Genomic DNA, 15059 nt, shown 5'->3' on the forward strand with positions numbered 1-15059 from the left:
CCTGCAAACGGTTAAAACAACCTCAACTCAACGCATATTGGCGCTTTTATGCGCCTTTGAACACGAATTAGTAGTGACTTACTTGTCAAAGTAAAAAAACTCGTTAATTTTGTCATTTTAACGGTTTTACTTTGCTCGATGATTATTAGAATCATCACTCTGCCTCAGGGAAAGTCACCTTTTATTATGTTCAGGTTTTATCGTAAACAGAAATTCAAACGCCTACAGAATACGTTAATGTTGGCGTTTCTAGTCTTGAGTATTACTCCCTTAACAGTCGTTGCGCTGTTTTTTCTCCATTCCCACAGTAAAGACTTACAAGAACAGAGCACCTCTCACGTTACTTCTGTTCGTGATACAAAGCAGCAACAAGTTATCGACTATCTATACGCGAAAGAGTCTGAAGTTATGGGCTTTGTTCGTTCAGAGCTTGCCTACGCCAGTGGCGGCCGCTTTTATGGTCTGGTCAATGCATTCCAAAATTTAGGTCTCGATATAGAACAAGCCCGCGCACATGCCCAGCAACGTTACATTGAAGGATCTGGTGATCAGATTCGAACCTCCATTCTTCCTCAATCAAGCGCATATATTGGTAGCGAACGATATCGATTACTCCACAAGCGGTATCACTGGGCCTATCAAGAGCTATTAAAACGTTCCGACTTTGACGATATTTTATTAGTCGATAGAACCGGCAACGTAACCTATTCAATTTATAAAAATGATTACTACGGGACTAACTTGGTCAGTGGTAAATACAAAGATAAAAACTTAGGTGAGAGCTTTCAAAAGCTCAAAAGCCTTGTAAAAGAGAAACACTCAAAAAATCCAGATTTTACTCCGGTCATTATTTCCGATTTTTCTTCATCTGATGGAAAACCAGTTGCATGGCTAGGTGCTCCCATTATTCAGCAAGGCTATCTACATAGTTATGCGATGTTCCGCCTACCAAACAATGGCATCACAAAACTCATCGCTGATATCAATAAAACCTCTTCAATGAGAACACTGTTGGTCGGTGAAGATCATCAAAGTCGTTCAATGGCCTTTCAACAAGAAGAGATCGACACCAGCATTGAAGTCATTGATCTCGCGCTTAAAGGGCTTAGTGCTGTCGGTACCTATACCAACACTGAAGATGAGCAAAATATCGCCGCGTATGCACCTATTTCATTTAAGGGCATAAATTGGGCTATGGTTGTAGAGGTTCCAGAAAAAGAAGCCTTTGCACGTGTAAGACAGTTAGAGAAACTGTTTGTAATAGCTATGTTTACCGCGCTAGTTCTGGTTGTAATCGCCTCTCACTACTTGTCCAACTTCATCACGTCCCCTTTGTTAAAACTGACTTGGGCGGCTGAAAAGGTTTCTGCGGGAGATCTTGATGAGACGATGATCAATACCGAACGTAAGGATGAAATTGGGCGGTTGGCGGTCAGTTTTGAGCGAATGCAGCGTTCTATTCGTGAGAAAATGAAACTGATCAAGTCGCAGAATAAAGAGCTTGAAAGCAACCTGAATTTAATCCAGAAACAAAACGAAGAGCTTCACTTAGCCAATAAACTCAAAGATGAATTCCTAGCAACAACCTCTCACGAGCTTAGAACGCCATTGCACGGTATGGTCGGCATTGCTGAGTCTTTGGTCTCCGGTGCAAACGGCCCGATCACGGCCGATCATAAATATCAGTTAAATATCATTATTAGTAGTGGTCAGCGTCTTGCTACCTTGGTTGATGACTTACTTGACTACCATAAGATGCGTTACGGCAACCTTGATATTCAATGCTGCGCTGTCGACTTATCAAGCGCAACACGTTTAGTTCTAGAACTGTCTAATCACCTTCTTGGTAACAAGCCGATTCGGATCATTAATCAAGTCCCTGACGAAATGCTATGGGTATCAGCGGATCCTCAACGTTTAGAGCAGGTACTTTACAACCTTATTGGTAATGCAATTAAGTACACCTCAGAAGGCAAGATCGTTATTTCTGCCAATGTGGTCGATGACAACCTTCGCGTACAAGTGGTTGATACTGGCCAAGGGATCCCCGCCGATCAACTTGAACATATATTTGAACCACTCATTCAAGCAGGTAGTGACTCTAGTCGTTATCGTCAAGGTACAGGGCTTGGGTTATCAATTAGTCGCCAGCTGATAGAACTTATGCATGGTTCTCTATACGTAAGCAGCCAGCCAATGGTAGGAACAACCTTTAGCTTTACGCTTCCACTTGCCTTAGACAGTGAGATTGAGGCCGCCGGTTTTGGAGAGACAAACCACTTCCATGCACCTGATCTCAACGAAGTAGTACTTCCAGATCAAAGTAGTTTGCCAGAGAACCCACAAGGTCCGTTACTTCTTGTTGCTGACGATGAACCCGTTAATTTACGTATTCTCGACAGTTTCTTGCGTATGGAAGGCTACCGCGTAAGAACAGCTAAAGATGGTAATGATACTCTCGAGCAAGTAGAAAAAGAGAAACCGGAACTTCTACTTCTCGATATTATGATGCCCGGGCTTTCAGGCTACAGCGTTTGTGAAAAATTGCGCGAACAGTACGACCATTCAGCTCTGCCTATCATCATGTTAACTGCACTTAACCAAACAGATGACCGAGTTCGAGGCTTTGATGCTGGGGCAAATGACTACCTATCAAAACCATTCAACAAACAAGAGTTAGCCGCTCGAATTACCGCACACTTATCAGCAAGCCAAGCGGAAAAGCGTCGCATAGAGAACTCTCAACTTCAGATAGAGTTGAAACGACGCGCAATGGTCGAAGCCAGCTTACTTGAAACACAAGGGCGTTTGCTAGAGCAACTAGAATCAGCTCCTGAAGCAATCGTGTGTGTGCGTGATGATAATAAAGTCCGCTTTGCCAATGAAGCGGCATCAAAGCTATTTAGACGCAGCCCTGAACAGTTAAAGCGTTCTAATGCCGATGAGATGATTGCGCCAAAATACCTCACGGTAGAACTCGAACATTACTGCGGTAACATTGATATCTACGTTGAAGATATTCGCCAAAACATTTCAACAGACATCCTTAAATTACCTGAAGAATCAGGGCTAAAAGCGATGTACATCTTTAACGTAGGAGGAAGCGTCAACGCTGCTAGAATTGGCAACCTTGAAACAGCGATTGAAGCACTGTCTAGCTATGCGTTTGAAGGTGATAAGGAAAAACTTCAACAGCTAAAAGAGTTAGGTGGCGAATTTACCAGAATTGCCGACCGTGTTGGTGGCGAAAATAAATCGAAGCAAGAAGTAATGAGAGAAGTCTTAGTCGAAACGATGACCAATGCCATTGATTATTGGGAGCGAGTGACAGGACAAAGTAAGTTCGCATTTGCAGAGCAAAGTGGTTTGTGGCGTGTTTATCTCGACAGAAGTACCCTACAGACAAGAACTTTGGACAAATACCTGCGTAAAGAGACACTGCCTAAAACACCGAGGTGGCGAACTGTATTGAGTTCCATTGAATACATCCTTGAACACTGTCAAGAGCAAGGCCCTGAGCGAACTCACATCATCGCATTAAGAGATAAGCTTCAGCATCTACTTACAAGCTAATCACTAATCACCCAATGACTCTATCTAGGCCTGCATCTTTGCAGGTCTTTTTTTGAGTGTAAGAGCGCCGTGACTTCGATTTGGTCTCGATACCTACCCAGCGGCCTTTTCAAAGTCATCTAGGGTTATAAGCCCGCACAGAGAGTCGTTCTCCTACTACTAACAAGGTTTGTCTATTTGGCTTTTGGCTGGATTAATTGATATCTCAAACTAGTGGCAAATGGCTTACCCGTTTTAAGTAATGCAACGAAGCGCTAAGGCGATTTAATGAGGAGTAAAATTGGAACCATGATCATTTAATCTTTCATACCTCGTGACAAGCAACGCTCTTTCACTAGGCAGAAATCATACGCTCGCTATCGTTCTTTTACTGCATAAATTAAGCCACATATGCGAGGTAAATATCACCTACATCCACACGAAAACTTGTACAAATCCATGAAACTTTCACGCCAAAATTCAAATATCAATTCAGTTTGCGAACTTTATCACAACAAATCGTCAGAATAATTTTGCACGGAAAATTTGACGTGACAACACACTAGTGAACTTGATCTCACTATACCTTCAAAACCCCACAGGCCATAAAAATAGAAGACTACCAAGTTAGCAAACACTTACGAAAGACTAAGAACCACGTTAAAATGAGACATGACGCACTGAGCAAAAAACATGCTGTTATTGTTTTATTAGCACGCTTTTGACGTTTATAACGAGAACATAGGTGGTTTTAACGTTTTTGACGGGAATCGTAATTGCTAATTTTGTCGTTACGGTGTTTTCTTAGTGTGCCTAAGGCCTACAGGCCACTCCTATTTATTGATTCCTCCGATTAATAAATGATGAAAAGAGGTAGGTCTTAGAGAGTGTTAATCAATTGATAACATTCCTTCCATAAGTGAAACGAAAGCAAATAGTAAGGAACAGCTATGCTTGCCAATATAAAAAAAACAGTACTAGCAACTGCAATTATTGCAACTGCGACAACGGGTTTTGCATCAGTAGCAACTGCTGCTGAGCGTAGTGAACTAACAGTTCACCCAAAAGAGTTTACGACGTTTGTACGTAACTTTAACCCATACTTAGGTGCGACTAACCTACATACAACTACAGACTTCATGTACGAACCACTAGTTGTATTTAACGAAATGCACGGTAACACTCCTGTATTCCGTTTAGCGACAGGCTTTGAAATGTCTGACGACCTAATGAGCGTTACTTTTGACATCCGTAAAGGTGTTAAATGGTCTGATGGCGAAGCATTCAGCGCAGATGACGTTGTTTTCTCATTCAACCTAGTTAAAGAGAAACCTGAGCTTGACCAAAGTGGTATCAACGCTTGGATTACTGGTGTAGAAAAACTTTCTGACCATAAAGTTAAATTCCGTTTAAGCGAAGCGAACTCAAACGTACCTTACGAAATCGTTAAGGTTCCAGTTGTTCCTGAGCACGTATGGAAAGATGTTAAAGAGCCATCAACGTTCACTAACGAAAACCCTGTAGGTTCTGGTCCATTTACTGTTGTAGATACCTTTACTCCACAACTATACGTTCAGTGTGCAAACCCGAACTACTGGGATGCTGATAACCTAGATGTTGACTGTCTACGTGTTCCACAAATTGCGAATAACGACCAATTCCTTGGTAAAGTTATCAATAGTGAAATGGACTGGAGTTCATCATTCATTCCTGATATTGACCGCACATACGCAGCAGCAAGCGAAGAGCACCACTACTGGTACCCGCCAGCAGGTACTCAAGCGTTTGTAGTTAACTTTAAGAACCCAGATGCAGCGAAAAACGAAGCTCTAAACAACGTTGAGTTCCGTCGCGCATTCTCTATGGCACTTGACCGTCAAACAATCATTGATATCGCATTCTACGGCGGCGGTACTGTGAATGATTTCGCATCGGGTATGGGTTATACGTTCGAAGCTTGGTCTGATGAAAAGACACACAAAAAATACCAAGGTTTCAATACATACAACGCTGAAGGTGCTAAAGAGCTTCTAGCTAAAGCTGGCTTTAAAGATGTAAACAATGATGGTTTTGTTGACACTCCATCAGGTAAAAGCTTTGAGCTATCTATCCAATCGCCAAACGGTTGGACCGATTTTAACAACACAGTTCAACTTGCAGTAGAGCAGTTAACAGAAGTTGGTATCAAAGCACGTGCTCGTACACCTGATTTCTCAGTGTACAACCAAGCTATGCTTGAAGGTACTTACGATGTAGCTTACACAAACTACTTCCACGGTGCTGATCCATACCTGTACTGGAACAGTGCGTACAACTCAGCGTTGCAAGACGGTGAAGGTATGCCACGTTTCGCGATGCACTACTACAAAAACACTGAGCTAGATAACCTACTAAACAGCTTCTACAAAACAGCTGATAAGAACGAGCAGCTAGCTATCGCTCACGGTATCCAGCAAATCATTGCTGCTGACCAAGTAACGATTCCTGTACTGTCTGGTGCTTACATGTACCAATACAATACAACTCGCTTTACTGGCTGGTGGAACGAAGAAAACTCGAAAGGTCGTCCAAACATTTGGGCTGGCATCCCTGAGCGTCTACTACACGTACTGGACCTAAAACCAGTTAAGTAATAGAAGTTCATTTCTAGCGACGTACATCCAGTGCGTCGCCTATTAAAATCCCCACTCTGTATTAAACAGTATGGCGCTAGTCGTCAGGGGATTTTTCGCTCTAAATTTTCGCTAGGAGCGACCTGAATCCAGAAACAGGGAAACAATCTGGGTGAGTAAGGTGTGAGTTATGGGTTATTTTTTTAGACGTTTGTCATTTTATTTTATTGCGCTGTTAGTTGCAGCTACACTTAATTTCATCATCCCCCGCGCTATGCCGGGTGATCCCGTTACCATGATGTTCGCTAACGCTTCGGTTCAAGTAACACCAGAGCGTATTGAAGCGATGAAACAGCTATTAGGTTTTGTAGATGGTCCTATTTGGATGCAGTACTTTGCCTACATGAAAAACATTCTTAGCTGGGAACTTGGTACTTCAATTCAGTTCTACCCGTTATCAGTAAATACACTTCTAGGTGGTGCATTTGGTTGGTCACTGTTCCTAGCTGGTACTGCGGTTGTTTTATCTTTCTCATTAGGTTCAATTCTAGGCATCTTTGCAGCCTGGAAGCGTGGTAGTAAATACGACGCTTTTGTAACCCCGGGAATGCTAATTCTTCAAGCTGTTCCTCAGGTTGTTATTGCGATGATTGCACTGTTTACTTTCGCAATTGGACTCAAATGGTTCCCGACAGGCTACGCTTACACAGCAGGGACTCTTCCTGACTGGACAAGCTGGACCTTTATTAAAGATGTCGCTTATCACGCATTCTTGCCTCTACTTTGTGCCTCTGTCGTTCAAATTGGTGGCTTCCTTGTCAACATGCGTAACAACATGATCAACCTTCTTGCCGAAGACTACATCACCATGGCAAAAGGTAAGGGCCTAACCGAAAACCGCGTTGTCTTTAACTACGCAGCACGTAATGCACTACTACCAAGTGTCACGGCATTATCGATGTCTCTTGGTATGGCAATCGGTGGTCAGCTCATTATCGAAATCATATTCAACTATCCAGGCCTTGGTAGCGTGCTATTTAACGCAATTAACGCTCGTGACTACCAAGTACTTCAAGGTCAACTACTTATCATGACGCTATTTATGCTGTTCTTTAACTTAGTGGCCGACATGCTATACGTTGTTCTAGACCCTCGCCTACGTAAGGGTGGTAAATAATCATGAAAGAATTTGCAAAACTAATTTGGCGCAACCCAATGGCGCTAACAGGGGTCATTATCCTAAGTGTGTTTATATTCATCGCACTAGCGGCTCCTCTTATTACTAAGCATGCTCCAGATAAGCGTACTGGTAATCCACATGAATACCCTAGCTTTGTTGTAAAAGCTGCAAAAGCGAGCCCTGATGGTTGGGTTGCAGAAAACTTGGCAACAGACCGTCGTACCTTAATTATGTCGAAGAAAGCCGACCACGTATTAGGTACTTCACGCATGGGCCGTGATGTTTGGTCTCAAGTTGTATACGGAGCACGTGTTTCTCTAGCGGTAGGTTTTGGCGCGGGTATCACTGTATGTTTCTTAGCAACGGTTATCGGTGTTTCAGCCGGTTACTTTGGTGGACGGGTTGATGACATTCTGACCGCTGCCATGAACATCATGCTGGTTATTCCACAATACCCACTGCTCTTTGTAGTTGCGGCCTTTATCGGTGAAGCAGGACCATTAACCATAACCCTGGTAATCGGCTTTATGTCCTGGGCTTGGGGCGCAAGGGTTGTTCGCTCCCAAACATTAGCACTACGTGAAAAAGAGTTCGTCAAAGCGGCTGAAGTTTTAGGTGAGTCATCTTTCCGAATCATCTTTGTAGAGATTCTACCTAACCTAGTTTCAATTGTAGGTGCAAGCTTCATAGGCTCAGTTATGTACGCCATCATGATGGAAGCAACACTGTCATTCCTAGGTCTTGGCGATTCAAACACTATCAGCTGGGGCATCATGCTCTACAACGTTCAAACGTCATCATCAATGCTAATCGGCGCATGGTGGGAACTACTTGCTCCATGTATCGCGATAACGCTACTGGTAACAGGTCTGGCACTACTGAACTTCGCTGTTGATGAAATTGCTAACCCTCAGTTACGTTCACACAAAGGCATGAAGCGTTGGAAAAAACTTGCTAAGCAAGACCAAGAAGAGCGTAAACCAGAACTTCCACCACAAAACGCACTTTGGAGCGGAGATAAATAATATGACTGAACCACTAATTTCGGTCCGCAACCTTTGCGTAGACTACATTACAGAAGCCGGTGATGTCCGTGCTTGTAACAATGTTAGCTTTGACTTAGCGCCTGGAGAAGTCTTCGGTTTAGCAGGTGAATCTGGTTGTGGTAAATCAACCGTTGCATTCTCATTGATGCGCCTGCATAAGCCGCCAGCATTCATCACCGGTGGTGAAGTTATCTTCAACGGTGAAGACATCCTGAAATACAGCGATGAGCAAATGCAATCATTCCGTTGGAGCCAGATGTCGATGGTGTTCCAAAGTGCAATGAACGCGCTTAACCCTGTACTAACAATGGAAGAGCAGTTTTGCGATGTGATCATGCGTCATACCAATATGACTCGTGAACAAGCAAAGCTACGCGCTGAAGGTTTACTAGAAATCGTTGATATTCACCCAAGTCGTCTGAATGACTACCCTCACCAATTCTCTGGTGGCATGCGTCAACGTTTAGTTATTGCGATTGCACTAGCACTAAACCCGAAGATGATCATCATGGATGAACCAACAACGGCACTTGATGTTGTTGTTCAACGTGAAATTCTACAAAAGATTTATGCACTAAAAGATGAGTTTGGTTTCTCTATTTTGTTCATTACTCATGATATCTCGTTAATGGTCGAGTTCTCAGACCGTATCGGAATCATGTATTCAGGTGAACTTATTGAAGTTGCTCCTTCAAAAGAGATACTGACCAGCCCTTACCATCCTTACACTAAGGGGTTGTCTAGCTCGTTCCCTCCATTAATCGGCCCTAAAACAAAATTGACAGGTATTCCTGGTAGCCCATTGAACCTACTAGAAATCCCACAAGGTTGTCGCTTCCAAGCACGTTGTGACCGTGTCCATGAGGCATGCACGAAGATACCGACAACTTTACGTCAAATAGAGCCTAATCGTTTATCAAATTGTCACCTATACGGTGAGCCTATTGCTCAAGCCAAAGCTTAAGTAGTTAGAGATAAAACAATAAAAAAGATTCTGGAGACAATTATGAGCAAACAATACGGTGAATTACTAATTGAAGGGAAGAACGTCGTAAAAGACTTCCCTCTAAACAGTAACTCCATAAAACAGTCAAAGATGCGTGCGATTAACGACGTTTCTTTCAAAATGTACAAAGGTCGTGGATTGGCAGTTGTTGGTGAATCAGGTTCTGGTAAATCAACTACCGCAAAGATGATCGCAAAAATGTATGCACCGACAGATGGTGTGATCGAATACAAAGGTCGCGACATTCAAGATATCTCGTCTAGAAAAGATCTTATGCACTACCGCGAAGGTGTGCAGATGGTTTGGCAAGACCCGTTCGGTTCGTTAAATCCAACACACAATATTTTCCATCATATTGCTCGCCCGCTGCTTATCCATAAAAAAGTAACGCCGGGTAACAAGAAAGAGCTCGAAGAGCGAGTTCACAGCCTTCTTGAACAGGTAGGTTTGATTCCACCAAAAGAGACTGCAGCTAAATTCCCACATCAGCTTTCTGGTGGCCAGCGTCAGCGTGTCAACCTTGCACGTAATATCGCTGTAGGTGCTGAAGTTGTTCTAGCCGATGAGCCAACATCAATGCTTGATGTTTCTATTCGTGCTGGTGTTTTAAACCTTATGGAAGAGATGAAGTTTGAAAAGCAGATGTCACTTCTTTACATCACTCACGATATCGCAACAGCACGTTACATCGCTGAAGATATCTCCGTGATGTATGTCGGTCACATGGTTGAATGGGGCGACACAGATGAAGTCATCGCTAACCCACAGCACCCATACACTAAACTGCTTATTTCAGCTGTACCCGATCCAAGTAAGTCGATCCATACCAAGCTAGACGGCAACAAAGGCGAGATTCCATTATGGACTCCAGCTTCTGTTGGTTGTCCATTTTCAGGCCGCTGTACTCACGCGACATCAAAATGTACTGAGCGTCTACCGGATGTTACACAGCTTTCTGACAATCACTTTGTACGCTGTTACCTATTTGAATCGTAATCATTGAATCCTAGCTATTGATTGGATTTATAACGCACAACCTAGAGCCTAATGAGTTCATTGGGCTCTAATTTAAACCCCATAATAATCATAATTAATTCGGAGATTTTTGATGCAATTACTCACTAACCATATCGGTTATGAAGTACAGGGTGCTAAACAAGCAATCATCATGACGAAGGCTGAAACGCTCTCTTCGATGAGTGCCACTCTTGTACGTGCAGGTGATCATCAAGTTGTTCTATCTCTTACCGTAAGTGAAGGGCAAAGCTGTGCACAGTGGCATCAAGGCCATTTTTATACTGTCGACTTTTCTCAATTAGTTACTTCCGGGCACTACTACATTCAATTTGAAGATATCCGTTCTGAGACATTTGAAGTCTCTGAAGGTCTACTCATGCAGCGTACGTTCTCTGACGTATTGCATTACTTCAAATCTCAGCGTTGTGGTGGAATTTATGATCAACAAGACAAGCAAGTACCGCTGCTAGGCACAAATGTCACTGCCGACGTGCATGGCGGCTGGTACGATGCTTCTGGAGACGTAAGTAAATACTTAAGTCACCTCTCATATGCCAATTACTTAAACCCTCAACAGATACCGATGGTGGTATGGAACATGTTGAAAGGGTTAACACTTTTAGAGAATCACTCAGGTTTTGCTCCATTTTCTCGCACTCGCCTTAAGGAAGAGGCTTTGTTTGGTGCTGACTTTTTAGTTCGGATGCAAAACTCTGAGGGATTTTTTTACATGACGGTCTTTGACAAGTGGAGCAAAGACATCAAGCAGCGTGATATTTGTGCCTACGAAACTCAAGACGGGCACAAAAGTGAAGACTATCAGGCAGGCTTTCGCCAAGGCGGCGGAGTTTCAATTGCAGCACTGGCCTCTGCTGCTCGCTTAGAAGAGCATGGTGAATACACTCAAGCGGATTACCTAAAAGCAGCAGAAACAGGCTACTGGCATCTAAATGAATTGAATACTCAATACCTCAATGATGGTGAAGAGAATATTATTGATGAGTACTGCGCTCTGCTTGCCGCAATTGAGCTTTTCCGTACAACCAACAGTGAAAAGTATTTAATTGAGTCAAGAGTTTGGGCAAAACGCCTAATTGCTAGACAGCACTCAGACAACAACAATGAACACTTCTGGTCAGCAAATTCAGACGCATCAAGACCTTACTTTCACGCAGCAGAAGCCGGATTACCCGTTATTGCTTTGTGTGAGCATTTGCAAATCGAAACAGATAAAGATGTCATCAATCAGGTCAAACAAGTAATTGAAGCAGCTTGTCAGTTTGAGCTTTCAATTAGTACAAAAGTAGCCAACCCATTTGGCTATCCTCGCCAGTACGTTAAGTCTGTTGATGGTGATAAACGCGACGCCTTCTTCGTTGCTCAGAACAATGAATCTGGCTACTGGTGGCAGGGTGAGAATGCTCGATTAGGCTCACTCGCGAGCATGGCATTTATCGCTCAAGAACACCTTGACGATAGCGCTCTTAAACAACAACTTAATCACTATGCACAGAATTCTATTAACTGGATCTTAGGCCTGAATCCATACGACATGTGCATGCTTGATGGCCACGGCTACAACAACCCGGATTACCTGCCTAATCTAGGCTTTTTCAATGCCAAAGGGGGTGTCTGTAACGGCATTACCGCTGGCTTTGATAACGAACAAGACATCGCCTTCAACCCTGACGGCCAAAAGGATGACATGCTACAGAACTGGCGTTGGGGTGAACAATGGATCCCACACGGTGCGTGGTACTTGCTCGCCATCATTAACCAATACAAGCACTTTGTTTCGAACGCGGGAGAGAAATAATTATGACGCTTTATTACGTTGGTATTGATGGTGGTGGCACTTCGTGCAGAGCACGTATTCGCACTAAAGACGGCCAGTTTATTGGTGAAGCCAAAAGTGGTAGTGCCAATATCCTGTTAGGGGTTGATGTTGCGATGTCCTCTATTATGAACGCTATTGACTCGGCCGCTCAACAAGGAGGGCTAAGCAGCAGCGATTACACGTCAATGCATGTAGGGCTTGCTCTTGCAGGGGCTGAGCAAAAATCGGCATGGGTAGACTTCATGGCCCAGCCTCATCCATTTGCAAGCATGACACTCAATACCGACGCTTATGGCGCATGTGTGGGGGCTCATAATGGCAAAGACGGCGCAATCATGATCGGCGGAACCGGATCTTGCGGTATTTTGCTAAAAAACGGACAGCAGCATGTGGTTGGCGGCCGTGAATTCCCAATTTCAGATCAAGGTGGTGGCGCAGTCATGGGCTTAAGGCTCATTCAACAAGTGCTACTCACTCAAGATGGCATTCGCCCTGACTCTGCCTTATCTAAGCATGTTATGGAACACTTCAACAACGATGTCGATCAAATTGTTGAATGGTCTAAAACTGCTATTCCAAAAGATTATGGTCAATTTTCTCCGACCATCTTCCAGCTGGCCAATGAAGGTGACGATCTTGCTATTGAAATGCTCAAGCAGACTGCTGCCGATATAGAGATGTTTTTAGTTGCGTTGAATAAGAAAGGAGCAGACCGAATTTGCCTAATGGGCAGCATTGCACAACGTATCACCGCTTGGTTGTCTCCCCCTGTTCAACAGTGGATTGTCGAGCCTCAATTTGATGCGATTGAAGGCGCATTAATGTTTGCTGGCGACACCAAGCAAAATTTGTACTGAGGAATCTTAAATGAGCTATCGAGTAGATTTAGCAGTACTTTCCGAGCAAAAACAGTTTTGCCGATTTGGACTGACGTTACATAACCTAAGTGATCAAGACATCAATAATTGGTCATTTAATTTTATTATGGATCGGTTTATTCAGCCCGATAGCCTATCTAATGCTGTATTGCATCAAACGGGCAGTTACTGCGTTTTAACCTCTAATAACCAAACACTTAAAGCAAATGCACACTTTTACTGTGAATTTAGCATTAACACCGCGCCATTACGCTTCTACACCGATGGATTAAAAGATGCAGTTCTCATTAATACTACGACGGATCAACACCATACTGTTGCCATCACTCCGATAGCTCTTGCCTCGCCTCATCGACATAGAACAGAGCTTCCTGTGGTTGAAGCGGCTGATATCGCAATTATTCCTAAGCCTTTAAAGCTAGAGACTTCGCCTGGTTATTACGTATTGAGTGATAAAAGCCAAATAACACTGCAATCAAACCGTGCTGAAGGTGCAGCTAATTGGTTACAGTTAGAGCTCAATACCCTATTTAATATTGAGATGCACTCCATTGGCAAAGGGGACATTCGTTATCGTACTAGTCCAATACTCGATGAAAGTGAGTATCAACTAACCATTGATCAAAATGGTGTCTGCCTAGAAGCTAATTCCGCATCAGGTTTTGTCCACGCTAGTGCCTCTTTTATTCAACTTCTAAAACAGAGTGAAGATAAAAATCAGCTCAGAGCACCTTTTGTAAAAATTTCAGATGCGCCACGATATAAGTACCGCGGCATGATGCTTGACTGTTCGCGTCACTTTCACCCAGTGGAACGAGTTAAACGTCTGATCAATCAACTTGCTTACTACAAGTTCAATACCTTCCACTGGCATCTTACCGATGATGAAGGGTGGCGTATTGAAATTAAGGCATTCCCACAACTGACAACCGTTGGCTCTCATCGATCTATCGAATCAACTTTAGCACCACAATTTAGCCATATTGATCAACCCTATTCTGGTTTTTACAGCCAAGATGAGATCAAAGAGATCGTTGCATTTGCTGATCAACGTGGCATCACCATCATTCCAGAGATCGACGTTCCCGGTCACTGCAGAGCAGCAATTAAAGCTCTACCAGAATTACTGGTTGATCCTAACGATCACTCTGAGTATCGCAGTATTCAGAACTATACCGACAACGTGCTATCCCCTGCGTTAGAAGGCACTTATGAGTTTTTAGGCAAAGTGCTTGAAGAAGTTGCACAGCTATTCCCTGCTCCATGGGTTCATATTGGAGCCGATGAAGTCCCTAATGGCGTATGGGAAAAAAGCGCCAAATGCCAAGCGTTAATGAAAGAGCAAGGTTATAGCGATACTAAAGAGCTTCAGGGCCACCTACTTCGCTTTGCTGAGAAGAAGCTTCGCACTCTAGGAAAACGCATGGTGGGATGGGAAGAAGCTCAGCATGGTGACAAAGTCAGTAAAGATACCGTTATTTACTCGTGGCTTAGTGAAGATGCCGCACTGAAATGTGCTAAGCAGGGCTTTGATGTCATTTTACAACCCGGTCAATACACCTATCTGGACATGGCACAAGATTATGCTCCCGAAGAACCAGGCGTCGACTGGGCCAACGTACTGCCATTAGAGCAAGCATATCGCTATGAACCTCTAGCCGATATCTCTGATGGCGACCCGATAAAGAAACGAATTCTTGGTGTTCAATGTGCTTTATGGTGCGAAATTATTACCCATCAAGAGCGCATGGACTACATGGTTTTCCCTCGTATCACAGCGATGGCAGAAGCGTGTTGGACCAACAAACCCCAACGAGATTGGACAGACTATTTAACACGATTGAAAGGTCATTTACCCCTGCTAGATAAGCAGGATATTCAATACCGTTCACCGTGGAAATAAGACTAAAGCTAAGTGTTGCAGTAGCACT

General features: G+C 43.5%; 9 protein-coding genes. All 9 read left to right on the top strand.

The features are described from left to right. The first annotated feature begins 186 nt into the window (after positions 1-186). The 9 genes from L4D20_RS08390 to L4D20_RS08430 all read left to right on the top strand — a co-directional run bounded on the left by L4D20_RS08390 (position 187) and on the right by L4D20_RS08430 (position 15031). A complete protein-coding gene (locus L4D20_RS08390; protein ID WP_428801126.1) occupies positions 187-3573 on the top strand; it encodes a response regulator in 3387 nt (1128 codons plus the stop codon). A gap of 929 nt (positions 3574-4502) precedes the next feature. After that, positions 4503-6185, top strand: coding sequence for an ABC transporter substrate-binding protein (locus L4D20_RS08395; protein ID WP_428801127.1), 1683 nt, complete (start codon positions 4503-4505; stop codon positions 6183-6185). Between the two features lie 169 nt (positions 6186-6354). Then, the gene (locus tag L4D20_RS08400; RefSeq protein ID WP_428801128.1) at positions 6355-7341 is read left to right on the top strand and encodes an ABC transporter permease; all 987 of its coding nucleotides are present in this window, start codon (positions 6355-6357) and stop codon (positions 7339-7341) included. Positions 7342-7343: 2 nt separating this feature from the next. Beyond that, positions 7344-8369, top strand: a complete 1026-nt coding sequence (locus tag L4D20_RS08405) for an ABC transporter permease (RefSeq protein ID WP_428801129.1) — start codon at positions 7344-7346, stop codon at positions 8367-8369. A gap of 1 nt (position 8370) precedes the next feature. After that, positions 8371-9354, top strand: coding sequence for an ABC transporter ATP-binding protein (locus L4D20_RS08410; protein ID WP_428801130.1), 984 nt, complete (start codon positions 8371-8373; stop codon positions 9352-9354). 42 nt (positions 9355-9396) lie between these two features. Continuing rightward, a complete protein-coding gene (locus tag L4D20_RS08415; protein WP_428801131.1) occupies positions 9397-10392 on the top strand; it encodes an ABC transporter ATP-binding protein in 996 nt (331 codons plus the stop codon). A 112-nt stretch (positions 10393-10504) separates the two neighbouring features. Then, positions 10505-12229, top strand: coding sequence for a glycoside hydrolase family 9 protein (locus L4D20_RS08420; protein ID WP_428801132.1), 1725 nt, complete (start codon positions 10505-10507; stop codon positions 12227-12229). Between the two features lie 2 nt (positions 12230-12231). Continuing rightward, on the top strand, positions 12232-13107 hold the full coding sequence (locus L4D20_RS08425) for a glucosamine kinase nucleotide-binding domain-containing protein (RefSeq protein WP_428801133.1): 876 nt from the start codon (positions 12232-12234) through the stop codon (positions 13105-13107). A 10-nt stretch (positions 13108-13117) separates the two neighbouring features. After that, entirely contained in the window at positions 13118-15031 is a 1914-nt protein-coding gene (locus tag L4D20_RS08430; protein WP_428801134.1) for a beta-N-acetylhexosaminidase, read from the top strand. The last annotated feature ends 28 nt before the right edge of the window (positions 15032-15059 follow it).

The organism is Vibrio kyushuensis (genome assembly GCF_050337325.1).
GTDB classification, from domain to species: Bacteria; Pseudomonadota; Gammaproteobacteria; order Enterobacterales; family Vibrionaceae; genus Vibrio; species Vibrio kyushuensis.